Here is a 26,028-nt window from a genome sequence, read left to right on the forward strand (position 1 = left end):
TTTGACTAGTTTGATGATTTCTCACTTTTTAAGTAAAAGTATGTTTGATTTTTTACCATCACTAGTTTGCTTGAGTTGATCATTTGCTTGATCTCTTTACGATCAGCCTCACTCATGCCTTCTTCTAATACTACTTTTCTTTGTATATCTGCCTTTTCATCTATAAAGAAAAGGGTAAGGGAGTTTTCTAAAAGTTGATCTTCCGTTTCACTCAATTCTTGATTTAGGAAGCTGATTACTTTTTGATCTTTTGCAGGTCCCTCATTTGCCCAAGTAGGCTGCAAAGATAAGAAAGCAAGAGAAATTGAAAACAAAATAATTGATAATTTTTTAGTCTTCATTTTTGTATAAATTTTTTATTTGAGTTTACATACATCATTACGCGGAATAATATTCTAAGTTTCAATATTAATGAGAAAATCTTAAGTATTTTTCAGGTAGCTATTTTTGCCCATATATTTGATGCTTATATTCAGCGACTGACGAATATAAATGAAGATTTGGTAGGTGGTTAGACTTTAAAATGACACTATATTCCTTTTGTGTAAGGTATCTGCTAGTTGTCAAATTAAGCGAGTACAAACTCAGTATTCTGCTATATTTGAAAATTGGTCAAAGGATGAACAGCATTGAGAATGAATAGACAAAAGCTTTATTGGATATTACAAGTGTCAGGCTGGGGTATCTATGCACTGACCAATATCCTCTTGTCTATCGCTTTGCCGAATAATCGAGTGGATATCACCTCGATCATAGCATTGGCTGCCTTCTACCTTTTTAGTACCAATCTCTTCCGCTTAGTCATCAAGCGATATGGTTTTTTGAGCTTCTCTCTCAATAGACTCGTACTCGTAGTATTTACGGGAATCATCATTTTGAGTTTCTTCAATATCCTCTTTCAGATAGGTTTAGGGAAAGTTTTTGATACATTGAACAGTAGAGATTTGAGAGTAAGTGTGCTTTCAGTAAATTTCTTGTTTGCCTTTCTTTATTATTCGCTCTGGTCGATGATTTACTTCGTCTACTTCTTTTTCAATAATTATAATAACTCACTCAAATACGAAGCAGCTATCAATGAGATCAAGCTCAATCACTTACGTGCACAACTCAACCCGCACTTTATATTCAATGCACTAAATAGCGTTCGGGCATTAGTAGATGAGGATCCGATCAAAGCCAAGATGGCGATCACTCAGCTATCTAATATTTTAAGGAATTCTTTGATCATGGATAAGAAGCGATTGATCAACTTTGAAGATGAGTTGAATACAGTAAAAGATTATTTGGCTCTAGAGACGATTCGCTTTGAAGAGCGCCTACAAGTTGACATTCAGATAGATCCAGAAGCGTATGACTTCAATGTGCCTCCGATGATGGTACAGACCCTAGTCGAAAATGGTATCAAGCATGGTATCTCTAATCTAATCGCTGGCGGCAAAATCGAACTCAAGGCTCGTGTAAAAGAGAATGGGAATTTATATATTAGCATCGTTAACAGTGGGAAACTGAGCTCTGTGGTATCCAAGCGAAAGCATGGCGGACATGGAATCAACAATACAAAGCAGCGACTCAAGCTGATATACGGGGATAAGGCTTATTTTAAAATATACAATAAAGATGAAAGCCATGTAGCGGTAGACATAGAAATACCGACTAAGGACTAAAACTTACCAATATGCGCGCACTGATCATAGATGATGAAAGACTGGCTAGAAAAGAGCTGAGCAATTTACTGGCAGAATATAAAAATGTAGAGATAGTAGGTGAGGCAGTCAATGTGGATGATGCTATCCAAAAGATAGCAGAACTGCAGCCAGATCTGATATTCCTAGACATACAGATGCCTGGCAAGACGGGCTTCGAACTGCTAGAAGAATTAGAAGTGGCTCCTCATGTGATCTTCACAACTGCTTATGATGAATATGCACTCAAGGCTTTTGAATATAATGCTTTAGACTACCTGCTCAAACCAGTGCAGCCGGAGCGACTCAAAGAAAGTATCCAAAAGATAGAGACCAAGATCTCTCGTGATCAGCAAATCCAAGAACATCAGCAAGGCCAAAAGCTTACCATCAACGATCAAGTATTTGTCAAAGATGGAGACAGGTGTTGGTTTGTAAAGCTTGAAAATGTCAGACTCTTTGAGAGTGATGGGAACTACATCAAGATCTACTTTGAGAACTTCAAGCCGATGATTCATAAGTCACTCAATGCCCTAGATGAAAGATTAGATGAGCGTTCGTTTTTTAGAGCAAGTAGAAAACATATCATCAACCTAAGCTGGGTAGAAGGCATCGAGCCTTGGTTCAATGGTGGGCTAGTGGTGACGCTTAGAGGAGGAGAAAAGGTGGAGGTCAGTCGTAGACAAGCCGCAAGATTTAAAGATATGATGAGTTTATAATCAAAGCCGAGCTAGTCTCGGCTTTTTTATTGTCTTTTAGTTAGTTTTTATACATACACAAAAAAGCAAGTCTATTGAATCAAAAAGCTGTTTATCAAAATCAATGCGATTTAGTTGCATTTTTTGTCAAAAAAGAGTTGTAAATTATTTCGAAATGCTAATTTTAATCTCTGTAAAATTTTATAAGTCATGAGAGACGAGAAAATATTAATTGTAGAGGATGAAGTTTTCATCTCCGAAAACCTGCAAGAGATACTAGAGCTGATAGGCTTTACCAATATAGAAATAGCCAACTCGGCTAATCAAACAGTGAAGGCCATCAAGAAAACTCGGCCTGATGTAGTCTTTATGGATATCAAGCTCAAAGGAGATAAAGATGGGATCGAACTTGGGGAAATCGTCAAGAAAATGGTTGATGTCCCGATCATCTACGTGACTTCTTACTCTGATCCAGAGATCCTGGAGCGTGCCAAGCGTATCAATCCAGCAGGATTTATCGTGAAGCCATTCAATAGCAACGACATCCATGCGATGGTAGAGATCGTCCTCTTCAATGCAAAGAACAGACCTTCGTCTGTCGATGCTCCGATGCCAGGCGCTACAGATCCTGCCTTCTTAGTTAACGAGGCAGTATTTATCAAAAATGATACAAACTTCGAAAAGGTAAGACATAAGGATATACTCTACATAGAGGCTAATGGGAACATGGTGACTGTTAAGTCTAGAAATAAGGATTTTGTACTGAGAAAGTCTATGAAAGAGATGGAAGATAAGCTTCCAAGTCAGCAGTTTCTACGGATACAAAAATCATATATCGTACAATTAGATGCGATAGAACTACTCAATACCAAGGAAGTTACACTAGACAATGGTATGAAAGTGCCTGTAGGAAGACAATATTATAATGCACTCTTGGCTAAGCTAAATACCATCACTGAAAGTTGATTTGATATAATGGTCAAGGCATAAAAAAACCGACTAATGAGTCGGTTTTTTTCGTTTCAGGAAGCGTTTAAGCATCTTTCTTGTAGAATACAGACCTACGATCTGTCATCAGATGTGCACTTGAAGCGATATCCTGATTGATAGATTCATCTTGGATATTTTCGATATCTTCTACTTGATAGGTTCTGATGATTTCATTTTTTTCATCAAGTATGAAGATGGTAGTCATGCTTAGCTTTTTATCAAATAAGTCAGTTACTAATATATCATCTTCAACAGTGTCGTTAGTTACAGATACTTGATCAGCATCAGCATATTCCTTAGCTGTAGGAGAACAGCTAGAGGCAGAAAGCACTACTAAAAGTGCAAGGGCAAGTGCTACTAAAGCACACATGTTTTTTTGAGAGAATACTAGCGTTTTCATGGTAGAAAAAATTTTTGATAAAATCGTATGTCTCACAATTGCCAAATCCTATGCCAAACAGCCAATACGGCTTATTTTCGATGATTTAAGAGATTAACAGAAATTAACTGTCTCAAAAACGGACAATATAAAATTTGCTTTCGAACAGTAGATGGTTGCATGAACCAAATAATTATTCTGTTAATTTTTCTTAAAGCATCTCATTAGCAAGGTTAGCCAACTCAGAGCGTTCCCCTTTTTCCAGTTTGACGTGGGCATAAAGCGGGTGCTCCTTGACCCGATCTATGAGGTATGAGAGTCCATTACTTTGACTATCTAGGTAAGGGGTATCTATCTGATAGATGTCTCCTGTGAAGATAATCTTGGTATTTTCTCCTGCCCTGGTGATGATGGTCTTGACCTCGTGAGGCGTTAAGTTTTGAGCTTCATCTACGATAAAGAAGATATTGCTCAAGCTACGCCCCCTGATATACGCAAGCGGTTGTATCACCAGTTTTTCTAGATTCACCATTTCTGTGATTCGGGTGAATTCTTTGTCATTTTCATTGTATTGGTTCTGGATGAATTTCAAATTGTCCCAGAGTGGTTCCATGTAAGGGTTGAGCTTGGACTTGATATCTCCAGGGAGATAGCCGATGTCTTTATTGCTCAGCGGCACTATAGGACGCGCTAGGAAGATCTGCTTATACTCTCTGCGTTGCTCTAGGGCTCCTGCAAGTGCCAAGAGTGTTTTACCAGTACCTGCGACTCCTTGGATGGTCACTAGTTTGACATTTGGATTCATGATCGCATGCATAGCAAAGGTTTGCTCAGCATTCTTTGGCTTGATACCGTAGATGGTCTGCTTATCCACCTTGGTCATCAACTGCTGATCATGATCATAATAAGTCAAGGCAGAATTTTTATCGCTTTTTAGGATATAAAATCCGTTGATCATCGGTTTTTTACGCCCTAAGACATCTTTGACAGGCACTCTCTCCTGATCATAAAATTTATTGATCACAGCAGGGTCTATGTCTTCAATGATGGTTTTGCCTGTATGGAGTTCTGTTACGTTTTTGATTTTTCCAGTCTCGTAGTCCTCCGCAGGAAGTCCCAGAGATTTCGCTTTGAGTCTAAGATTGATATCCTTACTGACTAGGATGACTTTTCGACCTTTTTCTTCTTGCACGAGTTTCAGTGCAGCATTTAAGATTCGGTGGTCGTTTTTTTCTTCATTAAAAATCACTTGCGCATCCAGCGTACTGTCAGAATGCATCATGATTTTGAAGTTGCCTTTAGACTTGCCATTGAGCGGTGTCCAATCATGGATCATGTTGTCTTTGGAGAGTTTGTCCAGCAGGCGTATAAACTCTCTAGCTTCGAAGTTTTTAGTGTCGTTCCCCTTTTTAAACTGATCCAACTCCTCCAATACGGTGATAGGAATGGCTACATCATGTTCTGCAAAGTTCATGATAGAGATATGCTCATAGAGGATCACTGAGGTGTCGAGCACAAAAATCTTCTTTTGGGATTTTTCTTTTGGCATAATCTACAGCTGGTTAATTGGTTAGTTGTCTTTAATTTAGAGATAATATCTCGGAATAACTTCTCTAAATCTTAAAAGAAATGCAGGTAATGATGAAAAAAATATAACCTGCTGTAAATCAATTTATTTCTAAAAACTGATGGGCTAATCATAACAGTACCTTAATGTCAGGTCACTGATAGCTAGTGTTTAAGTCAAGGAAAACTAACTTTTCAAAAAGTACTTATCCTCTAACTCACGAGGTTCTATGCGGATCACACTGGCGAGTGTCAGCCTGACCAGTGTTTGTGAAGCTATAAATTTTGGGATTTGGGCTATCTCAGCAAAGGTCTTTAGTGTGATGAAGTCATGTTCTCCGAGATACTTCATTAGTGCATTTTCTTTTTCTCCGTAGATAAATGAGATATCCTTTTCTTTTTTACCACGCTTGATGACTTGCCAGACCTCTTTGCTAGCTTGTATGCTGCGATCCGCTACTCTTACATACGCTTTGCCTCTTTTATCAGCTGGACTAGTGATCACGTAGTGAGGCCTTTTGGTACTATGAGGGATTTTAAAGATTGCTACTCCTTTTTTCTCAGATAGTTTGATTACTTTGATTTCATAAGGGATTTCTGGTCTACAGTAGGTTTTAAAAGCCTTTTCTAAAGTATAAACTTCTTCTTCGATATATCTTTGCCCACTGAGTGTGCCATCGTCATCTACACCGAGTAGTAAATATCCTCCAGCGGTATTGGCAAAGGCTACTGCTTCCCTGACTACTTTGTCAGGATGATTTACTTTCTTTTTAAATTCAAGGTGTAGACCCTCTCCACCTTCTACCAGCTTTTTGAGTTCTTGTAGCGTCATCATGTATGTTTTGCTGGGATAAAAAAAGGAGGCTACTCACCTCCTCTGCAAATATATCAAATTAGCTGTTTAGCTAAAATCCTCATCTTCATCACCCAGATCTCCTGTCATGTCAAACATGCTGCTGAAGAGATCCTTGAATTGAAGGCCTGTTTCCAAAGTCTTTTTACTAATCTGACTAAACTCTGCTAGACCATGAAGTGCAAATTCCATGTAGAACTCTTTTTCTATGTCAGCAAGTTTAGGCACATAGTGTTTGACTAGATCCTCTAATCCAGGTACCTGACTCAGAGTTTCCTTGTAAGTCTTATCACTAGATTGCGTCAATATGTCGAGGGTATTTCCCGAACCAAACCATTCCATGATCGGTGCATAGTGGTTTTCTTTCTCCTTTTTACTTTTCTCAGGATCTGGGAAAAAGGATAGGAATAAAGATCTGATGGATTTGCCGATCAGTGACTGTGCTACAATACCCGCGCCTTCTTGCTCACCTTCATAGACAAGCTCTATTTTGCCCGTGATGGCTGGGATGATGCCGATAAAGTCAACCACTCGAAGCACAGTGTTTTCTTCTTTATTGATCAGTACTCTACGCTCTGCAGCACTCATGAGATTTTCATAAGCTGATATAGTCAATCGAGCAGATACGCCACTCTTTTCATCTACGTACTCGCTAGAGCGTGCTTCTACTGCTACTTGCTCTATGAGATCTTTGGCCAGTTCAGGGATGTGGATATTTCCAGCACTTCTCTTTTGAAGTCTTGCCTCTTGGGCTGTGATGCGCTTACCGATTTCGATAGACTTAGGATAGTGGGTGATGATCTGGCTTTCGATACGATCCTTGAGCGGTGTCACGATACTTCCTCTGTTAGTGTAGTCCTCAGGATTGGCAGTAAAGACAAACTGGATATCTAAAGGCAGTCTCAGCTTAAATCCTCTGATTTGAATGTCACCCTCTTGTAATATATTGAAAAGGGAAACTTGAATCCTTGCCTGAAGGTCTGGGAGTTCGTTGATCACAAAAATAGATCTATGGGCTCTTGGGATCATTCCATAGTGTAATACTCGCTCATCAGAGTAGCTGAGTTTTAGAGTAGCAGCCTTGATGGGGTCGATATCACCTATCAAATCTGCCACAGACACATCTGGTGTGGCTAGCTTCTCAGCATATCGATCGTCTCTATGCCACCATTCTATCGGTGTCTGATCTCCATGTGCTTTGATCAAATCCTGCGCAGCATGTGAGATAGGAACCATAGGATCGTCATTGAGTTCGCTACCTTTGACTACTGGGATGTATTCATCTAGCAACTTGGTCATCATACGGGCTAGCCTAGTTTTAGCTTGTCCACGAAGTCCTAGTAGGTTGATATTGTGCATAGAGAGGATAGCTCTCTCTAGGTCTGGGATGACCGTATCTTCATATCCATAGATTCCTTCGAAGACTTGCTCTCCTTTTTGGAGTTTGGAGATTAAGTTTGCCCTCAACTCCTCTTTGATAGACTTTGGTGTATAGCCGGTAGCTTTAAGCTCACCTAAGGTTTTGATTTTAAGGAGGTCTTTAGCGGAGATTTTTTCGTATTGCATGTATTAAAATCTTTTAGTTCTATTTCTTTTAAAATCTTCAAAAATCAAATGGCCTAAGCCTTCTAAGCTACTGTAGTAGGCATTACCATTATTGACTTTGGTGAACTCCTTCACGAACTCTTTTAGATAAGGATCTGAGGCAATCATAAAAGTCGTCACAGGTATACTGAGTTTTCGACATTGAGCAGCAAGCTTGAGTGTTTCATTGAGGATTTTGCTGTCGATACCAAAGCTATTTTTATAGTATTTGATGCCCACTTTAAGACAAGTAGGCTTGCCATCAGTGATCATGAAGATCTGTTTATTGGCATTTTTTCTTTTCCTCAAAAGGTCCATCGCTAGTTCTAAGCCAGCTACTGTATTGGTATGATAGGGCCCTACTTGCAAAAAGGGTAAGTCTTTCAACTGAATCTGCCAAGCATCATTACCGAAGACGATGATGTCAAGGGTGTCTTTAGGGTACTTGGTTTTTATCAATTCAGCAAGTGCCATGGCCACCTTTTTAGCAGGAGTGATCCTGTCCTCCCCATATAGTATCATCGAGTGGGAGATGTCGATCATAAGTACAGTAGAGGTCTGTGATTTATACTCTCTTTCTACTACTTCTAGATCATCTTCTGTAAGTTTAAAGTCTCCAAGGCCATGATTGACGTGGGCGTTACGGATAGATTCCGTGAGCGCGATTTGGTCTAAATTATCCCCAAACTCATAAGCTCTGCGATCAGTGCCTTGCTCATCCCCTAGACCTGTGAATTTGGTTGAGTGGTTTCCTTTGTTACCCTTTTTTAGCTTGCCAAATATTTCATCAAGGGCGCTCTTTCTGATCGCCTGCTCACCTTTTGGTGTGACCTTAAATGATCCTTTGGCATTTTCTTCTGTGAGATATCCCTTGTCCTTAAGGTCTTGTATGAAATCTCCTATTCCATAATTGGAGCTGGTGAGATTGTATCTCTTATCTAAGTTACTCAACCAGCTGAGGGCTTCAGCGGCATCTCCACCAGTCATACTGACTAGTTGTAGAAAGATATTGAGCAGGTTTTCGAATCTAGATTTTTCTGGATCTTGCTCTGGGATGAATTTAGTGAATCTATATCCTCGCATATGTAGCAAACACGAATTGAGTGTCTGGAGTTTATTTAATTAGTCGAAATGTCAGCGCAATCCGATATGTATTGATAAGTGGCTAGTCTTTGTAGGATAAAAATGCTGATAATCAGTCTGTGTGCTGATTAATTTTTGTTTCAATAGTTTTATAAATCAAAGACTAATTCTATCTTTGCAGTCCGAAAAAGATGGACGGGATCCATCGCATGACTAAAACAACAATAAAATGTCAGTAAAAATCAGATTAGCCCGTAGAGGTAAAAAAAGAAAGCCATTCTATGATGTAGTAGTGGCTGATGCTCGTGCGCCACGTGATGGTAAGTTCATCGAGAAAATTGGTTCATACAATCCAAACACTAACCCAGCTACTATCGAGATCAATGACGATAAAGCATTAACATGGGTGCTGAATGGAGCGCAGCCAACTGATACTGTGAAGGCGATGCTTTCATACAGAGGGGTGTTATTGAAAAAACATCTTCAAATTGGTGTATTGAAAGGTGCCATCACTCAAGAGCAAGCAGATGCTAAGTTTGAAGAGTGGAAAGCGTCTAAAGACAGCAAAATCTCTGGTAAGGTAGAAGGACTAGCTAAAGCTAAGCAAGATGCTAAGAAAGCTGCTCTAGATGCTGAGGCTAAGAAGAATGCTGCTAGACTTGAGGCTATCGCTGCTAAGCAGAAGGAAGCTGAAGCAGCCGCTGCAGAGACAGCTGAAGAGCCGACTGCAGAAAGCGCAGAAGGAGAAGCTCCTGCGGCAGAAGATAACACTGAAGAGCAAAACTAAACACTCTGTCCCATGAATAAGGAAGCTTGCTTCCAGTTGGGATATGTGGCTAAAATTCACGGTATTCACGGTGAAGTCAGCATCGTACTAGATGTAGACAATCCAGAGTACTACCAAAATTTGGAATCAGTCTTTGTAGAGTTTAACTCTCGACTGGTTCCTTTTTTTATTGAGTATATGGTGTTGCAGGAAAGGCGCGCACTTGTAAAGTTTGAAGACTTTGACTCTGTGGATCAAGCCGAACAACTGGAGGGTTGTGTATTGTACTTACCAGTGCAAATGCTCCCTGAATTAGGTCCTGATAAGTATTATTATCATGAGCTATCAGGATATGCTATACAAGATGCACACTTGGGTGGATTAGGCACTGTAGCCAATATCTATGAGATGCCAAGCCAAGTGTTGATTGGGATGGAATATTTTGGAAAAGAAGTCTTGATTCCTATCAATGATGCCATCGTGACTAAAGTAGATAAGTCGCTAAAGGTGATTCATACCAATCTACCAGAAGGGCTGTTGGATGTATATCTAGAAGACTAAAATATGAGGATCGATATCATTACTTGTTTGCCGTCACTTCTTGAGAGTCCTTTTAGTGCGTCTATTTTGAAGCGTGCAATTGATAAAGGATTGGTCACTGTAGAGATCCATGATTTGAGAGCTTACAGTACAGACAAGCACAAAAGTATAGATGATTATCCATTTGGTGGAGGCGCAGGGATGGTCATGTCGATCGAACCGATAGATGGATGTATATCGGCACTGAAGTCACAGCGAGACTACGATGAAATCATCTACATGACGCCAGATGGTGAGAGGTTCAGTCAACGTATCGCCAATGAGTTATCCTTGAAGGGAAACATCATTATCCTTTGTGGGCACTATAAGGGAATCGATGAGCGAGCCAGACAAATGTTTGTCACGAGAGAAATCAGTATAGGTGACTATGTGCTTTCTGGTGGAGAACTTGCGGCAGCAGTCGTCTCAGATGCGATCATCAGATTGCTTCCAGGAGTCCTTTCAGATGAAACATCGGCATTGACGGACTCCTTTCAAGATAATCTACTAGCTCCTCCTGTGTATACAAGACCAGCTGAGTATAAAGGGCTCAAAGTACCCGAAGTACTACTCTCTGGGCATGAGCAGAAGATATCTGAGTGGAGATTTGAGCAAGCGATAAAGCGAACTAAAGAGAGAAGACCAGACCTATTAGCAGATTGAGTTAAGTAGCTAATATTTCAGGTTTTAACTAAATATTTTTCTAAGGAAAATATCATACAGAAAAAAAATTCATATATTTGCAATCCATTTCGGATTAGAACTAGACATACTAAAGATATGAGCGACTTAATTAAACTTATTGAAGAGGAATACAAAGACGTAAGAGCTAATTTTCCTACTTTCAATGCTGGAGATACGATCAACGTTCACGTGAAAATCAAAGAAGGTAACAAAGAGAGAATCCAGCAGTTCCAAGGAACAGTAATCCAGAGAAAAAATGCTAACTCTAACGGTGAAACTTTCACAGTAAGAAAAGTTTCTAACGGTGTTGGTGTTGAGAGAATTTTCCCTATCCTTTCTCCAAGCATCGAAAAAATCGAGCTATTGAGACAAGGTAAAGTAAGAAGAGCTAGATTGTTCTACCTAAGAGGTCGTCAAGGTAAGGCAGCTAGAATCAAAGAGAAAATTGGTTAATGGTTATAATAATAGATTAAAAAAGGGCTTTCGGTTTCGAAAGCCCTTTTCTTTTGTCTTATAGTTTGATGTTGTAAACTGTGGGTGATTATTTAGTTACTATTTTTTCTGCATTTTAGCAATGTAGAAGCCATCAAAGCCACTCTGATGAGCCAGGACACGCTCTTCATGGATGAGAGTGAAATCTTTACCAGCTTCTGAGGCTAGAAACTTTTCTACTTGAAGGTTATTTTCCTCTGGCAGTATACTACATGTCGCATAGACCATGATACCCCCAGATTTGAGCATCTTAGAGTAGTTATGCAGGATGTCTTCTTGTAATGTTTTGACATGCTCAATGCTGTCTGGACTGAGCTTCCATTTCGTGTCTGGATTTCTCCTAAGTACGCCTAGTCCTGAGCAAGGCACATCTAGGAGGAGCCTGTCTGCACTTTCGTGTAGACGCTTGATCGTCTTATTGTTTTCTATCAGTCTACTTTCTATGATCTGTACACCAGCTCTTCTCGCTCTAATCTTGAGGTTGAAAAGTTTCCACTCTTCAACATCCATAGAGATGATTCTGCCCTTGTTTTGCATCATGGCTGCGATATGAAGGGATTTACCACCGGCACCTGCACAGGCATCGATCACACGCATGCCTGGTGCTACATCCAGTGCTGCTGCTACGCGCTGAGAACTGCCATCCTGCACTTCGAAGAGACCTTGTTTAAAGGCTGGATTAAGAAATATATTTTGTCTTTTCTCTAAGACCAAGGCATCTGGATAGTCTGGTACTAAGTAAGCTTGGACATCCGTAGATGCCAAAGTGCTTGCCAGCTCTTTAGGAGTTGTCTTTAGTCTATTGACTCTGAGAACTACCTCTGCTTGATCATTGAGCGCAGCGATTTCTTCTGGCCATAAATCGCCAAGTTGCATGCTTGCTTTTTGATCTAGCCAGTCAGGGATAGATTCTAAAATAGCCCTGTTGTCTAACGCTTCATATTGCTTTTTAATCTTGTCAGGTCTGAGCGTAGTAAACTCTTCCCAGTCTGGAAGATCATGTCCTTGAAGGATTGCCCAAGTGCCAAAGGCTCTATAGTAGTGAACTTTTTTAGATTGGTCTATTGGGGTTAAGGTGGTGATTAGTCTCCACCATCTGACTATTTCGTAGATATTTTCAGCGATGAATGCACGGTCTCTTGCACCCCATCTTTTATTGGTTTTGAGTAGCTTCTCTACTACTTTATCAGCATAAAGGTTGTCATGAAAGATTTGATAGAGTCCTTCGGCTACTGCCTCTGTAGTATTTTTGTGAAGTCTTATTGGCATGTTTTAAAATTAAGTCACAAAGGTAAGCATTATTTAGCGTAATGCGCTTCTGACAGGATATTAGTCCTTTAGGTATATGTCTGGTAGTGGGTATCCATCGCTTTCAGCACTCCAGAAGATATTCATGATGTAGTAGCGGTCTTTTCCTTTGAGTAGTTGGATGCTATTGATGCCTCTATTAGTAGTGGGGCCATCTTTAGTGGCTCTCGTGGCATAAGTGGTGAATACATGCACGATGCTACCATAAGTTTCTGTTTTCCTAGCGAGCTCTTCTTCAAAGAAACCAGTGGTTCTTCGGCTACTGGTAAACATCTCTACATAGTCAGCAGGTGTCCAATAGCGGTAAGAGATTTCTCCAGCGGCATTTTTTGTGGTTGGGATGAGTTTGGCATCTTTGGCAAATAGATTAGTGAATCTGTCCCAATCTCGAGCTTCATTGGCTTCTCCAGAGATCACTTCATACAGTGCCTCTATGATGTTGTCTATAGACTCTGTGTCTTGACTATATACAGTCTGTGCATTGGTTGCTAATGAGACGATACATATAAGGGAAATGGATAATAAGATTTTTTTCATGGCTATAAAAAGATGATTTCTTCTACGACATCTTTACCAAATTCTTGGACGATGATCTCCATGACTTTATGCCGAGTCATCATCATTTCTTGCTTCAGAGGCGCAGAGGTGAGTGTAACAAATAGTTTTTTATCCTTAATATAAAGGCTTGATGTGCGCTTGGCGATAGGTGTGCCCATGAGTTTTTCCCAAGAGCTGATCAAGCTTTTTTCTTCAAACTTATCTTTGATCTGATAGGTCTTCAGGAGCTGATCGATGGCTTCTTTTAGCGGACTTATATTAGACTTTCTTTTAAACTGTTCTGGTGTATTTTTCATACCATGTCTTCTACAAATAACTCCATAGCGATCTGGTCTGCTAAAAGCCTGCCCTTTGGAGTGAGCTTGAGTGTATTATGCTCTAGGCTTAGGAATTGATCTTGTATAAAGTTATGAATTTTATTGAGGTCTAAGGTGATTTGCCAAGTATTCGCGATTTTTTCTAATGATGTCCCCCATTTGGTTCTCAGAGAGGTCAGTATGTATTCATTTAGCTGATCAGAAGGGCTAAGGTGATCTATAGTCGCGGGAATCAAATCTGCTTGGAGGGATTTGATGTACTTAGGATTGTGGCTGATATTGTGCTGTCTTTGCTCGCCATCAAAACTGTGTGCTCCTGGCCCTAACCCAAGATAGGGAATGTACTGCCAGTAGGCACTATTGTGTTGCGAGTGATGCCCTTCTTTGGCAAAGTTGGAGATTTCATATTGCTCATAACCATGCTTGTCCATGGTAGCAAGTAGCAGTTCAAATTGATCTGCTGCAAAATCATCGCTACTTGCTTCAAACTTGCCACTAGTCTGCCATCTGCCGAGTGCGGTACCTGGCTCGACTGTAAGACAGTAACTAGAAATATGCCCAGGATCTATAGACATGGCTATAGCAAGGTCTTTTTGCCAGATAGTGTGATCTGCATGAGGAATGGCATAGATCAGGTCTATGCTCAACTTGTCAAACCCTGCGGCTCTTGCATGATCCACTACTTGCAGGGCTTCTTGGGCTGTATGTGCCCTATTCATCATTTGCAGGAAGGGTTCATGAAAGGACTGTATGCCAATGCTCAGCCTATTGATCCCAAGTTGTTTTAGTTCTGTAAGCTTTTCTCTGCTGAGATCATCAGGATTGGCTTCCAATGTTATTTCACCGACTTGGCTTAGGTCAAAGTTTTTAGCTAAGGTGTTCAATATCAACTCTAATTCTTGAGAAGATAAAAGTGAGGGCGTGCCTCCTCCAAAGTAGATGGTTTTGATTTTATGTTCTTTCAAAAAGCCTTTTTGTAACGCAGCTTCAGTCATGATAGCCTGCACCATAGCAGATTTATAGCTGAGATTAGTGCTGAAGTGAAAGTCACAGTAGTGACATGCTTGCTTACAGAAAGGAATATGGATGTAGATTCCAGCCAAAATTTATAATTTTAGACAAAAATAAGCATCATCAATTTGAAATACCTCCTTTTTCTCATATTCAGTTTCTCATCGATCAGCTTGTCAGCTCAGTATCGCTTGGTGTATTTGACCGCTGAGCCAGAGGGGCGCGCACTAGAAGGATTGAATTTGTCTAAAAGTGTTGATGATTCGCTTCAAGTCTATCAAGCAGCTCAAATAGCAGTCAGTCAGTTGCAGTCGAGAGGATACTTGGCGGCCTATTGGTCTGATTTGACTTTTGAGCAAAAAACTGCTTATGTGAAAATCATCACAGGGGAAAAGTATGAGTGGGTGTATCTCAAACCAGGCAATGTAGAAGAATCTTTGCTCTCTAAAAGTGGCTATCGAGATCGTTTTTTCAGGGATAAAGTTTTCAGTTACACAGAAGTGGCTGATCTCTTCGAGTCGGTGATTAGCATTAGTGAAAATGGAGGTTATCCTTTCGCTAATATTAGATTAGATAGTATGGTGATCAAGGATAGCAAAGTAGCCGCTTCGATAGCATATGAACCTGGGCCTTTGATTCGCTTTGATACACTACAGCTCTCGGGAAATACCAAAACCAAAAGGAAGTTTTTGTCTGCTTATCTCTCTATCAAGCAGGGTGAACCCTATGATCAGCGAAAAGTAGATCAAGCAGCGCAGCGATTAGCACGCTTGCCTTATTTACGTATCCAAAAAGTGCCAGAACAGTCCTTTCAGAATAGTGAGTCCACACTCTACCTAGCGGTAGATGATCGCAGGATCAATCAGATAGATGGTATCATCGGTCTCTTGCCTAATGAACTGGAAGAAAACAAGGTATTGATCACAGGGCAATTTAACCTAGCGCTCTACAACTTAGGCGGAGCGGGGCGGAATCTCAATATCGCTTGGCAAAGGCTCAGCCAGCTGTCTCAAAACTTAAATCTATTGGCAGAAGAAAGCAACATATTTGGTTCACCTGTCAGCTTGAAAGCTAATTTTTTTCTACTCAAGGAAGACAGCTCTTTTACTAACAGAAATTTTCGATTTGATATCAGCTATAGACCTAGTGCTCATGCAAGAATTGGATTTTTTACAAGTCTTAGAGCAGCCAATCTACTATCGACTTTTCAGTATCGTGAAGCGACCGAACTACCAGATTTAGTAGATTTTGACCTAAATCAATACGGGATTAATTATCAGTTGAGTTATTTAGATGATGATTTCAACCCTTTCCGAGGCTGGCAAAGTGAGGTAGAGTTTGCTGTCGGGAATAAAAATATCAGAAGAAATACAGGAATAGATGCCGCATTGTATGAAGGGGTAGATTTGCAGACGCTTCAATTAAATGTGCATGCCCGACTAGAGAGATTCACTCCAGTAAGTAGAAGGACAACACTGCTGACGAGGATTACTGGAGGCTTCATGGCAAATGATCGACTTTTTGTCAATGATCTCTACAGGGTAGGCGGACTAAAATCGATCAGGGGTTTCAATGAAAACTTCTTTTTTGCTAGCGAGTACGCTTTGTTAAATGTTGAATCAAGATTTTACTTTGATGAGTTTTCATATTTCTTAGTGTTTTTTGATCAGGCTTACATCAAAAGCGACTTGAAAAACCGTAATTTTAGGGAATATCCATTTGGAACTGGATTGGGGATCAGTCTAAGTACAGCAGGAGGGATATTCAATTTTATTTATGGATTAGGAAAGGCTGAGGCACAGCCTTTTGGACTTAATTATTCGAAAATACATTTTGGCTACATCAGTAGATTTTAAAAAACTAGGCATATTGATCTTTTGGCTTGTCGGGATATGCATATGCACAGAGTCCATAGGCCAAGAGCACTCGACTTTTAATGTGATCAAAAACTATCGCTATGACTGGTCTGTGACGCACGAGAGCAATTGGTATTTTTCGCCTGTATCAGTGACCACTGAGATTGACTTGAGTTATTTCCCAGAAGCCATTCTGAGAGTTTCACTACCAGCAGAAACAGCACTTTTGCTCAATGAGGAGATCGAGCTGATCACTAAAACAGATACTACACTTCAATGGCGTCATCGTGAGCTGAGTGAAAAACTTGGTGTAAATAAAGCAAAATTAGTCTTGCATGGTGAGGACATCTCTCTGGATGAAGTTCAGATAGCCAGTGGTTTTTTTATGTCCAAAAGTAGTTCTGATAGAGAGATCATGTCTAGGGAGCAATCTTACTTTTCAGATTTTCTAATCCTTGCAGCCATCATCATTTTGTTATCATTTGTGATCATCAGAAGTTCATATCCAGCTTCATTTAATGCCTTCTTCAATCCTTTCTCATTTTTCTCAGTGGAGGCACTAGAAGAAGGTACGAGTAGAGGGAGATTCTTTACCTTGGATTTTGTACTCATTTTAGGAATGATCCATTTATTGCTTGGTTTATCAGTGATGGTTGGACTTCAAGTCAACGATTATTTTTACAACACAGTAGACTATACTTCATCAGATGCATTGGTGACTAATTTAGGTGTTTGGTTATTGATCTCACTTGGATTTATAGCAGTAGCATTTGCCAAATATTTATTCTTAAGCTTTTTTGGCTACATCTATCAATTCGGCATTTTGGTAAAGTTTCACTACCTTTTTTTACTTAAGATGATTAATTTTTTTATGCTCTTAGCACTCGTGGTTTTTTGCTATTTATCGGTCAATCATCTCTACCTCATTCCTGATTTTTGGTTCTGGACGATTAGGCTGGGTTTTGTCTGGTATTTTGCTAGTATTTTCATTTTGTTTATTTACCTCAAACAAAATAGTGGTTTTAATAATATTCATATTATTTCTTACCTTTGCACCGCAGAATTAATACCTGTAGTCATACTGATGAAAATTTTCATTGGTTGAAACAATAGATTTAGGATAGGGAAAACAAATTCAATATGACGAAGACTACTACCAAAGACAGCAGATTTAAGCCAGTTAAAAGTATTTTGGTTTCTCAGCCGAAGCCTACTGATGACAAGTCTCCATATATAGTGCTAGCGGAGAAGTATAAGTTGAAGATTGATTTCAGACCATTTATTGAGATTCAGCCAGTTTCTATCAAGGATTTTAGGAAGCAAAAAATAGAAATACTTAGCCATACAGCGGTCATATTTACGAGTAGAAATGCGATCGACCATTTTTTTGAAATTTGCAAAGAGCTCAAAGTCGAAGTTCCAGCAGATATGAAGTACTTTTGTATCTCAGAGCAGACTGCTAACTATCTCCAAAAATATATAGTAATCAGAAAGAGAAAAATCTTTACAGGTACCAAGACTGCGGTAGAGCTTTTGGAGATTATCAAAAAGCATAAAAACGAGAAATACCTTTTCCCTTGCTCAGATATCAGAAAGGATGATATCCCTGAGTTTATGGAGAAAAGTGGTATTCACTGCACTGAGGCTATTATATATAAGACAGTGGCTAGCGATCTTTCGGATTTGGATGATGTCAAGTATGATGTCTTGGCTTTCTTCAGCCCATCAGGTATCAAGTCGCTCTTTGTTAATTTCCCTGATTTTGTTCAAGGAGATACGAGAATAGCCGCCTTTGGTCCTACCACTGCTGCTGCGGCTAGAGAGGCCAACTTGATTTTGGACATAGAAGCCCCTATGCCAAATGCACCATCTATGACGGGAGCCTTAGAGCTTTACATTAAAAAAGCTAACGGGTTATAATCTTGAGAGGTGCTTTTTCGTATTCTTCTAAACCATTAAGACTAAAATTGATTTTATTACGTATATTAAAATTCAATTTATGAAGAAGATGCGCCTCATTTTTCTATCGCTTGTTGCCTTATTAGCATCCTACAGTCTTTATGCACAACAAGACGCGCAATTGACGCAATACATGTACAATGGCCTCTTTTATAATCCGGCACTAGCTGGAGCTGAAGGAGGCACTGCTTTTTCTGTACTTCACCGATCTCAATGGTTGGGCTATTCAAACAATACTTCTACAGCTGCTACAGATCCCACAACTCAAGTTTTCAATGTTTCTCATGCACTGACAGGAATAAAAAGTGGTGTTGGCTTGAGTTTTGTGAATGATAATCAAGGGGCTGCATCTAGCATAGATTTCAAGTTGTCTTTTGCGCATCATATTGATTTATCTCAAGGTAGATTAAGTATTGGTGTTCAAGCAGGCTTTTATTCTGCGGCATTGAATTTTGCAGAGTTTCAAGTGGTGAGACCAGATCCACTGGTGCCAGCTACTGGAAGAGAGACTCAGATGAATCCTGATTTTGGAGTGGGTGTATGGTTTGATACAGATGACTACTTCGTGGGACTAAGTAGCAGACATCTTGTGAGACAAGATTTTGATTTTGGTACAGAAGGTATCACCAATCCACTGGAAAATCATGCATATTTGTCTGCTGGATACAAAATCAACTCATTTTATAACTTGGAGATCGTTCCAAGCTTTCTTTTGAAAACAGTTGCATTGAATAATTTTTCTTATGATGTTAGCGTTATCGCTACACATAAAAATAAAATCAGTGGCGGGGTTGCCTACAGGAGTGTAGAGTCCGCTTCATTATTGATAGGGTATAGCTTGTTGAAAGACAACAGTTTAAAGCTTGGATATGCATTTGACTTAGTGATAGCTGGTCAAGCTGCTAAAGAGCCTACCTCTCATGAGCTGATGTTGACTTACAGGATTCCTTCCAAAAGCGCAAGCTTAGGAGGCAGATCAGTGGTGAGAACTCCTCGCTTCAGATTTTAAATTTCACAATTAATTTATTTGAAATTTGTAAATTTTAAAGAGGATTATATTAAATTTCGATCTCATTTTTAACGAGTTAGAGATAAAATTAATTAAGTAGAGTTAATTTTGAGCTTTATGTATAAAAAACTGTATTCGAGAATTTATTTGCTCGCTTTTTCAATTGCTTTAGTGACCTTTTTACAAGGTTGCAGCCTCTTGGGAAACAAACAAGGCAAACAAATGGCTCGATTAAATTCAAGAGGGGAAGTCACTGGTGTGCCTGACCGTAAAGGGTGGAATATGATTTTGCCCTATGGAATGGTTGCGATACCAGGAGGTACCTTCATGATGGGTCAAGCGGATGAGGACATTACCGCTTCAAACATCAACTCCAACCGCAGAATTACGATAAGCCCATTTTATATGGATGCTTATGAAGTTTCCAACAACAAGTATCGTCAATTCCTAGTAGATGTAGGACTTTTGGATGAAAGTGGAAGACCACTCGATCCAAACGCTGGTGCTGGAGCAGGAGCAGGTCCTGTGGCAGCAGCTAATCCAGCTGATCCTGGTGCAAGACAGCCCTATGAAATACCAGCAGGGTTTGACTTGATGCCAAATCCAGAAGTTTGGACTAAGAGTTTTACGAACCACTATGGAGATCCATTGATGAACTACTACTTTGAGCATCCAGCATTTGACGATTATCCTGTAGTAGGCGTTAGCTGGGATCAAGCACAGGAATTTGCTAAGTGGAGAACTATTCACTTGAATAACAATAAGGATGCTGGTAAAAGGGGCAAAACTGTAGAGTTTGACATGCCTGACTTCAGATTACCGTCTGAAGCTGAGTGGGAGTACGCTGCTAAAGGTGGGAAAGACATCGCTAAATATCCTTGGGGTGGACCATATATGACCAATCAAAATGGTTGTATGTTAGCTAACTTCAAATCAAACAGAGGTAACTATATCGATGATGGATACGCATACACAGCGCCTGTAGATGCATACTTGCCTAATGACTACGGACTTTTCAACATGGCTGGAAACGTAGCAGAGTGGTGTGAAGATGCTTTTAATCCAAAAGCGGAAGCCACTAATTGGGATCTAGATCCAGTTTACAAAGACGTCAATGAGCCTAAGAAAATGGTACGAGGTGGATCCTGGAAAGATATGTCTCATTTCTTACAAACAAGTACTAGAACCTACGAATATCAAGATGAACAAACAGCTTATATTGGATTTAGATGCGCGATGACGTATCTTGGTAGATCAGGAGCTGATTTTGGACAATAAGAAACACTTAACTAATAAATAATAATAACCACTAACTTTAAAAAATTATGTCTAGCAAAGGAAAAGCGGGTTTTAAGGAGTACTTCTATGGAGACTTAATGCCTAAAATTTACGGTATCGGTGCATCAGTCGTTATTCTTGGTGCTATGTTTAAAATTTTGGATTTACCAGGTGCATCTATCATGATTGGTACAGGTCTCGGTACGGAAGCAGTTATCTTCTTCCTTTCTGCCTTTGAGCCTAAGCATGCTGAAGCTGATTGGGAATTGTTCAACAAGTCACTTCAAGAAGGTGGAGGAATGGGAGGTAACAAACCTGCTGTCTCTGGCACACAACAATTAGATAAAATGCTTGCAGATGCTAAGATTGGTCCTGAATTGATCAATAGTCTTGGTCAAGGAATGAAAAATCTAGCAGATAATGCTTCTAAGATGAATTCATTTGCGGATGCTTCTGTAGCAACAGCGGATTATACTAAAAACATCAAAACTGCTTCTACTGCCCTTCTTGAAATCAATAAGTCTTATGCTACTACAGCTGAGGCACTGACGGGAATGTCTGCAGCTACTGTTGATGCTAAGCAGTATCAAGAGCAAGTAGTGAAAATTACTAAAAATTTAGGAGCACTTAATGCAGTTTATGAGCTTGAACTTCAGGATGCTAATAGCCACTTGAAGGCGATGAATAAATTCTATGCAAACATCAATACAGCGATGGAAAGCATGAATCAAGCAAGTAAAGAAACAGAAAGCTTCAAAGCAGAATTGGGTAAACTAAATCAAAACATTGGTTCTCTCAATAAAGTCTATGGCGGTATGCTTTCAGCTATGAAGGCTTAATTTAAATCATTGCTAACGAGTTAAATTAGGAAATTATGGCAGGAGGAAAAGAAACCCCAAGACAAAAGCTTGTGGGCATGATGTATCTGGTGCTCACAGCCATGCTTGCCCTTCAGGTGAGTAGTAAGATACTAGAAAAATTTATCTTCATTGAAGATGCTTTGAATAGAACAGCTTCTAATACAACAACCAAAAATGAAACTGCGGTTTTAAGTATTGAGAAAGCAGTAGAGCAGTTAGGAAATAGTTCTAAAGAACTTCCTAAGGTTGAATTAGCAAAACAGGTTAGAGAGAAAACTTCCGAGGTAATTGCCTATATCGAAGAAACGAGAATGGAGCTCATCAATCAATCTAATGCCATTGATGAAAGCTCACAGACTTATAGAACAGGAGCATTAAAGAACACTAGTGTTACTGGAGAACTTTTCATTGTTAAGAAGAAGGGTGAGGAAATGAAAGCGCGCCTAAATTCATACGGTGAAGAAGTTTCAGCTTTGCTTAAGCAAAAAGCAGGAATTGATTTAGCTTTCCAGCCTGTTGCACTTGATGCGAAGGACATCCCTGTTTTCGCTAAATCTACTGAGCCTGATGTGAGAAATGCTTCTTATGAGAAGATCACATTTGAAAAAGCTCCAGTAGGTGGTGTGTTGGCAGTGTTTGCTCAGTACAAAAATGATATCTTGAATATTGAGTCAGAAGCTTTAGCGGCTATTTCAAGCACTGTAGGTAGTATCTATATCAAGTCAGACGTCATCAATGCGATGGTCAATGCGGAATCAAGAGTAGTAGCGGAAGGGACTAAGTTTACTGGACAAATGTTCATCGCAGCATCTTCTTCTAGCATCACGCCTCGTATGACTGTAAATGGCTCTTCTATTCCAGTAGAGAATGGCTTTGGTAAAGTAGAGTTTACTGCAACTGGTGGCAATTATGGCCCTGATGGTTTGGCTAAGAAATCATTTGAAGGTCAGATCACTATCAACAATGCTGGTAAGGATACTACGTTTACTGTTAAGTATGACTATTTAGTAGCTAAGCCAGTGATCGAAGTTGAAGCAGCTGTAGTAAAGCAACTTTATGCTAACTGCGCGAATGAATTGACGATTAAAGTGCCAGCACTTGGTGTAAACTATAATCCTGATTTTAGAATATCAGGAGGAACAGCGATTAAAGGTGGACAGCCTGGACAAGTAACTATCGTTCCAACTGCTAATCCTGGATCTAGTTTAGGAATAGAAGTATTCAATGGTGGCTCGAAAATTGGTCAAACACTTCAGTACCAAGTGAGAGATGTACCAGCGCCAAAGGTTCAAATCAAAATTGGGGGTAACCCAGTAGATTTGACTAATCCAGTTCAGTTTCCAAATGCAGTTGATTTAAGCTTATTAGTTGATGAATCTTTTGCCTCTACGATGGCTAAAGACAATAATTTTGCGATCACTGATGGCAATATTTATGTCAATAACCTTGCTGGTCAACGTCAATCACTAGGAAAAATCACAGGATCTAATATTAACCTTGCTAGGTTTAGAGGTAATATTCGACCAGGGGAGACGTTAGTGTTTGAGATCTTGTCTATCGAAAGAACGAACTTCCAAGGAAAGAAGATCAAAGTCAAGATAGCTGGTGAAAGAGAAGTTATTCAGCTTAGAATAAAACAATAATAGATAATGAACAAACTAAGGCTTCAAGTTTTCATGTTTGTCTCTGTGTTGTCAGCTATGATGCTGACAACACATGAGTCATCCGCTCAGGTCGGTGATACTCCGAGATATGAATACAAGTCCTATTCGATAGATACTATCAGAATGGATGATGTGATGTATTCTATCACACTATGGAGAGACATGTATTTTGATGAAAAGATCAATCAGCCTTATGTTTCTAAAGGCTTTGATATCAGAAAAGAAATTCTAAACGGATTGCTTTCTGGTCAATTGCCTCTATACGCGGTTCCACAACTTGGTGAAGAGCCTTTTGAAGTGCAAGATCAGTTCAATACTAAGTATAGGACTTATTACATGCCAAAGGATCTCGATTTCAAAGAATTTGTTTCTACGATTTTAAGATATAGCGGTACAACACAAAGTTTAGCTAATCAAGAGTTAGTATCAAGTATTTTAGGCCCTGACTCAACGATAGTATTATCTGAGGCAGATGTAAAGGATATATTGACATTAACTTTTACTGAGTTTTTCAAAATAGAAATTCAAGAAGACTTCATAGTAGATGCTAAGCATAGTAGAGCTAAATTTGATATGAACTTCATCACGGTATATTTCACAGATATCGCTGATGGTAGTAGCAATGCTATCTGCAGAATTCCTTATCAAGATTTCTATGAGTACTTCCAAGACAATAAAAATGCTAAGTGGATCAATCCTCAAAACAGGGCAAAAAACCTTTCGGTAACCGATGCTTTTGCTTTACGTTTGTTTGGTTCCTTCATCACTAAATACTCGAACCCTGATGATCAGGGAATAGTAGAATTGGTACAAGGTGATGTTCAGTTTGAGATTGATAACATCACTCAGAGACTTGGTAGAGACGATATCAAAGCGGAAGAAAGAGAAAAACTTGAAAAGCAGCTTGAAAATCTTAGAAGTGCAGGCTTACAGAGAGCTAGAATTGCATCAAGACAGTTTGAGCAAAAATTGCTAGAGCTCGAGGCGACTCTTTGGGAATACTAAGTTTACTGTTAAATAAAAAATATTAAAAGGGAGAGTTATCTCCCTTTTTTATTTGTCTTGAAGTATCTGATATACTTTTTCAGCTTTTGCTTTTCCTAGTACTTCAGTTAATTGATCAAGTGTAGCAGATTGTACTTTTTTGACTGACTTGAACTGTTTGAGAAGTTTCTCTGCTGTGGCTTTTCCTATCCCTTCTATATCTGTGAGACTAGTCCCAAAAGCATTTTTGCTGCGCTGGTTTCTATGGAAAGTGATCGCAAAGCGGTGTGCTTCATCTCGTACTTTTTGAAGAAGTCTAAGTGACTCAGATTTCTTATCGATGTGTAGTGGAAATTGATCTCCAGGAAAGTAGATTTCTTCCAGCCGTTTGGCGATTCCAATGATAGGGATTTTGCCATATAGGTCTAGTGACCTTAAAGCTTCACAAGCAGAGCTAAGTTGACCTTTACCTCCATCGATGACGATGAGCTTTGGAAGAGGAAGACCTTCTTCTAAGACTTTTTTATACCGTCTTCCTACAACTTCCTTCATGGAAGCAAAGTCATCTGGTCCCACTACTGATTTGATATTGTAGTGTCTATATTCTTTATTGGCAGGCTTCCCGTTCTTGAAGTATACCATGGAGGCTACAGGATTTGTACCTTGGATATTTGAGTTATCAAAGCACTCGATATGATCTGGAAGTTCTTTGAGCTGCAAGTCAGCTTGTAACTGTTTGAGTACTCTATTCCCTTTGTCTTTGGTAGCTCCTAATGCAAGTGCTTTTTCTTTTTTATAGTAAAGTGCATTTTTGAGAGATAGCTCTATCAGTTTTCTCTTATCTCCGATTTTAGGCACTTGAATATCTGCCTCTATGAAGCTATCCGAAAGCTCTATATTGGTGATGATTTCCTTGGCTTCACTATTGAAATTATCCCTCAGTCTGACGATAGCGGTTTCTAGGAGTTCTTCATCTAGTTCATCTAGCTTTTTCTTTACTTCCACCGTTTTGGTGAGGATGATCGTGCCATTTTTGATTTTCAGATAATTGACATAACCGACTTTTTCATCAGATACTATACTAAAGACATCAATGTCTGCGATTGATTGATTGACTACTAGGGATTTGGCTTGGTATTTTTCTAGAAGCTCCAGTTTATTTTTATAGTGTTGTGCTTTTTCAAATAGATACTCTTCAGCGGCATCTTGCATTTGCTTTTTAAAGTAAGTTTTAGCAATCCCCAAGTTGCCTTTTAAAATGTGTTTAGCTTGCTCGATTTGTTGGTCGTAGTCTGATTCTTTTTGTTTTCCTTCACAAGGGCCTAGGCAATTTCCTATGTGATATTCTAGGCAAACTTTGTATTTACCACTCTGTACTTGATAGGGGGATAGGTCTAGCTTACAAGTGCGGATAGTAAACAGTGAATGAATCAAATCCAAGACGTTCTTCATCCCTCCTACACTCGCAAATGGTCCAAAATAAGTGCCTCTGCTCGGGATGACTCTCCTTGTTGGGATGATTCTAGGATAGTTTTCTTTGGTCAGACAGATGTAAGGATAAGTTTTATCATCCTTGAGCAATATGTTGTATTTAGGTTGGCTTTTCTTGATGAGCGCATTTTCAAGTAGTAGTGCATCAAATTCAGAGTCAACGATAGTGATTTCAATTTTTTTGATCTCAGACACCATTTTACGCGTCTTTCTATTGATCCCTGCTGTTTTTACAAAATAGCTGCCTACACGCTTTTTTAGACTTTTGGCTTTTCCCACATAGATCAAATCCTCATTGGCATTGAAGTATTTATAAACACCAGGTTGATCTGGTAGCTTGCTAATGTCTGAAGGGGTATAGTGTGGTACTTCCATAA

Annotated in this window: 26 protein-coding genes; 15 read left to right on the forward strand and 11 right to left on the reverse strand. The window is 39.4% G+C overall.

Annotated elements, in window-relative coordinates:
- Nucleotides 1-5: 5 nt before the first annotated feature.
- Nucleotides 6-341: a hypothetical protein gene (locus I5349_RS06625; RefSeq protein ID WP_226389959.1), complete on the reverse strand. Its 336-nt coding sequence runs from the start codon at nucleotides 339-341 to the stop codon at nucleotides 6-8.
- Between the two features lie 294 nt (nucleotides 342-635).
- On the opposite strand from I5349_RS06625, the gene I5349_RS06630 reads away from it, so the two are divergent.
- The 3 genes from I5349_RS06630 (at nucleotide 636) to I5349_RS06640 (ending at nucleotide 3,346) form a co-directional block, all read left to right on the forward strand.
- Nucleotides 636-1,664: a sensor histidine kinase gene (locus tag I5349_RS06630; RefSeq protein ID WP_226389960.1), complete on the forward strand. Its 1,029-nt coding sequence runs from the start codon at nucleotides 636-638 to the stop codon at nucleotides 1,662-1,664.
- An 11-nt stretch (nucleotides 1,665-1,675) separates the two neighbouring features.
- A complete protein-coding gene (locus I5349_RS06635; RefSeq protein WP_226389961.1) occupies nucleotides 1,676-2,401 on the forward strand; it encodes a LytR/AlgR family response regulator transcription factor in 726 nt (241 codons plus the stop codon).
- A 189-nt stretch (nucleotides 2,402-2,590) separates the two neighbouring features.
- Nucleotides 2,591-3,346: a LytR/AlgR family response regulator transcription factor gene (locus I5349_RS06640; protein ID WP_226389962.1), complete on the forward strand. Its 756-nt coding sequence runs from the start codon at nucleotides 2,591-2,593 to the stop codon at nucleotides 3,344-3,346.
- Nucleotides 3,347-3,413: 67 nt separating this feature from the next.
- On the opposite strand, the gene I5349_RS06645 is transcribed toward I5349_RS06640, so the two are convergent.
- The 5 genes from I5349_RS06645 to I5349_RS06665 all read right to left on the reverse strand — a co-directional run bounded on the left by I5349_RS06645 (nucleotide 3,414) and on the right by I5349_RS06665 (nucleotide 8,835).
- A complete protein-coding gene (locus tag I5349_RS06645; protein ID WP_226389963.1) occupies nucleotides 3,414-3,770 on the reverse strand; it encodes a hypothetical protein in 357 nt (118 codons plus the stop codon).
- A gap of 190 nt (nucleotides 3,771-3,960) precedes the next feature.
- On the reverse strand, nucleotides 3,961-5,298 hold the full coding sequence (locus I5349_RS06650) for a PhoH family protein (RefSeq protein WP_226389964.1): 1,338 nt from the start codon (nucleotides 5,296-5,298) through the stop codon (nucleotides 3,961-3,963).
- 204 nt (nucleotides 5,299-5,502) lie between these two features.
- Nucleotides 5,503-6,150, reverse strand: coding sequence for an AlbA family DNA-binding domain-containing protein (locus tag I5349_RS06655; RefSeq protein ID WP_317194233.1), 648 nt, complete (start codon nucleotides 6,148-6,150; stop codon nucleotides 5,503-5,505).
- A gap of 66 nt (nucleotides 6,151-6,216) precedes the next feature.
- A complete protein-coding gene (locus I5349_RS06660) occupies nucleotides 6,217-7,734 on the reverse strand; it encodes a sigma 54-interacting transcriptional regulator (protein WP_226389965.1) in 1,518 nt (505 codons plus the stop codon).
- A gap of 3 nt (nucleotides 7,735-7,737) precedes the next feature.
- Nucleotides 7,738-8,835 (reverse strand): vWA domain-containing protein, encoded by a 1,098-nt coding sequence (locus I5349_RS06665; protein ID WP_226389966.1) that lies wholly within the window; start codon nucleotides 8,833-8,835, stop codon nucleotides 7,738-7,740.
- Between the two features lie 229 nt (nucleotides 8,836-9,064).
- Here I5349_RS06665 and I5349_RS06670 point away from each other — a divergent pair, with 229 nt between their 5' ends.
- From I5349_RS06670 to rplS, 4 genes are all read left to right on the forward strand, one after another.
- A complete protein-coding gene (locus I5349_RS06670) occupies nucleotides 9,065-9,622 on the forward strand; it encodes a 30S ribosomal protein S16 (RefSeq protein ID WP_226389967.1) in 558 nt (185 codons plus the stop codon).
- 12 nt (nucleotides 9,623-9,634) lie between these two features.
- Nucleotides 9,635-10,162 (forward strand): ribosome maturation factor RimM, encoded by a 528-nt coding sequence (gene rimM / locus I5349_RS06675; protein ID WP_226389968.1) that lies wholly within the window; start codon nucleotides 9,635-9,637, stop codon nucleotides 10,160-10,162.
- 3 nt (nucleotides 10,163-10,165) lie between these two features.
- A complete protein-coding gene (trmD, locus tag I5349_RS06680) occupies nucleotides 10,166-10,843 on the forward strand; it encodes a tRNA (guanosine(37)-N1)-methyltransferase TrmD (RefSeq protein WP_226389969.1) in 678 nt (225 codons plus the stop codon).
- Nucleotides 10,844-10,960: 117 nt separating this feature from the next.
- Nucleotides 10,961-11,317 (forward strand): 50S ribosomal protein L19, encoded by a 357-nt coding sequence (gene rplS / locus I5349_RS06685; RefSeq protein ID WP_226389970.1) that lies wholly within the window; start codon nucleotides 10,961-10,963, stop codon nucleotides 11,315-11,317.
- Nucleotides 11,318-11,416: 99 nt separating this feature from the next.
- Here the strand turns inward: rplS and I5349_RS06690 are convergent, their stop codons facing one another.
- From I5349_RS06690 to hemW, 4 genes are all read right to left on the reverse strand, one after another.
- On the reverse strand, nucleotides 11,417-12,619 hold the full coding sequence (locus I5349_RS06690; RefSeq protein ID WP_438865895.1) for an RsmB/NOP family class I SAM-dependent RNA methyltransferase: 1,203 nt from the start codon (nucleotides 12,617-12,619) through the stop codon (nucleotides 11,417-11,419).
- Nucleotides 12,620-12,685: 66 nt separating this feature from the next.
- On the reverse strand, nucleotides 12,686-13,201 hold the full coding sequence (locus I5349_RS06695; protein ID WP_226389972.1) for a hypothetical protein: 516 nt from the start codon (nucleotides 13,199-13,201) through the stop codon (nucleotides 12,686-12,688).
- 2 nt (nucleotides 13,202-13,203) lie between these two features.
- Complete coding sequence (locus I5349_RS06700; protein ID WP_226389973.1) at nucleotides 13,204-13,518, reverse strand: DciA family protein; 315 nt, start codon at nucleotides 13,516-13,518, stop codon at nucleotides 13,204-13,206.
- Nucleotides 13,515-14,642 carry a radical SAM family heme chaperone HemW gene (hemW, locus tag I5349_RS06705; protein WP_226389974.1) on the reverse strand — a complete coding sequence of 376 codons (1,128 nt, stop codon included), beginning with the start codon at nucleotides 14,640-14,642 and terminating at the stop codon, nucleotides 13,515-13,517. Before hemW ends, I5349_RS06700 begins: the two co-directional genes overlap by 4 nt.
- Nucleotides 14,643-14,678: 36 nt before the next feature.
- Between hemW and I5349_RS06710 the strand changes: the two genes are divergently transcribed.
- From I5349_RS06710 to I5349_RS06745, 8 genes are all read left to right on the forward strand, one after another.
- Complete coding sequence (locus I5349_RS06710) at nucleotides 14,679-16,406, forward strand: POTRA domain-containing protein (protein WP_226389975.1); 1,728 nt, start codon at nucleotides 14,679-14,681, stop codon at nucleotides 16,404-16,406.
- Nucleotides 16,384-17,511: a DUF4271 domain-containing protein gene (locus I5349_RS06715; protein ID WP_226389976.1), complete on the forward strand. Its 1,128-nt coding sequence runs from the start codon at nucleotides 16,384-16,386 to the stop codon at nucleotides 17,509-17,511. Before I5349_RS06710 ends, I5349_RS06715 begins: the two co-directional genes overlap by 23 nt.
- Before the next feature lie 35 nt (nucleotides 17,512-17,546).
- Nucleotides 17,547-18,326 (forward strand): uroporphyrinogen-III synthase, encoded by a 780-nt coding sequence (locus tag I5349_RS06720; protein WP_226389977.1) that lies wholly within the window; start codon nucleotides 17,547-17,549, stop codon nucleotides 18,324-18,326.
- 79 nt (nucleotides 18,327-18,405) lie between these two features.
- Nucleotides 18,406-19,374 carry a PorP/SprF family type IX secretion system membrane protein gene (locus I5349_RS06725; protein WP_226389978.1) on the forward strand — a complete coding sequence of 323 codons (969 nt, stop codon included), beginning with the start codon at nucleotides 18,406-18,408 and terminating at the stop codon, nucleotides 19,372-19,374.
- 117 nt (nucleotides 19,375-19,491) lie between these two features.
- The gene (gene porK, locus I5349_RS06730) at nucleotides 19,492-20,652 is read left to right on the forward strand and encodes a T9SS ring complex lipoprotein PorK/GldK (protein ID WP_226389979.1); all 1,161 of its coding nucleotides are present in this window, start codon (nucleotides 19,492-19,494) and stop codon (nucleotides 20,650-20,652) included.
- Nucleotides 20,653-20,699: 47 nt separating this feature from the next.
- The gene (gene porL, locus I5349_RS06735) at nucleotides 20,700-21,491 is read left to right on the forward strand and encodes a type IX secretion system motor protein PorL/GldL (protein WP_226389980.1); all 792 of its coding nucleotides are present in this window, start codon (nucleotides 20,700-20,702) and stop codon (nucleotides 21,489-21,491) included.
- A 35-nt stretch (nucleotides 21,492-21,526) separates the two neighbouring features.
- On the forward strand, nucleotides 21,527-23,155 hold the full coding sequence (gene porM, locus I5349_RS06740) for a type IX secretion system motor protein PorM/GldM (RefSeq protein WP_226389981.1): 1,629 nt from the start codon (nucleotides 21,527-21,529) through the stop codon (nucleotides 23,153-23,155).
- Between the two features lie 6 nt (nucleotides 23,156-23,161).
- Nucleotides 23,162-24,181, forward strand: coding sequence for a hypothetical protein (locus I5349_RS06745; RefSeq protein WP_226389982.1), 1,020 nt, complete (start codon nucleotides 23,162-23,164; stop codon nucleotides 24,179-24,181).
- A 48-nt stretch (nucleotides 24,182-24,229) separates the two neighbouring features.
- Here the strand turns inward: I5349_RS06745 and uvrC are convergent, their stop codons facing one another.
- Nucleotides 24,230-26,026, reverse strand: a complete 1,797-nt coding sequence (gene uvrC / locus I5349_RS06750) for an excinuclease ABC subunit UvrC (protein ID WP_226389983.1) — start codon at nucleotides 26,024-26,026, stop codon at nucleotides 24,230-24,232.
- Nucleotides 26,027-26,028: the final 2 nt, after the last annotated feature.

It is taken from the genome of Penaeicola halotolerans, from assembly GCF_016464625.1.
GTDB classification, from domain to species: Bacteria; Bacteroidota; Bacteroidia; order Cytophagales; family Cyclobacteriaceae; genus Penaeicola; species Penaeicola halotolerans.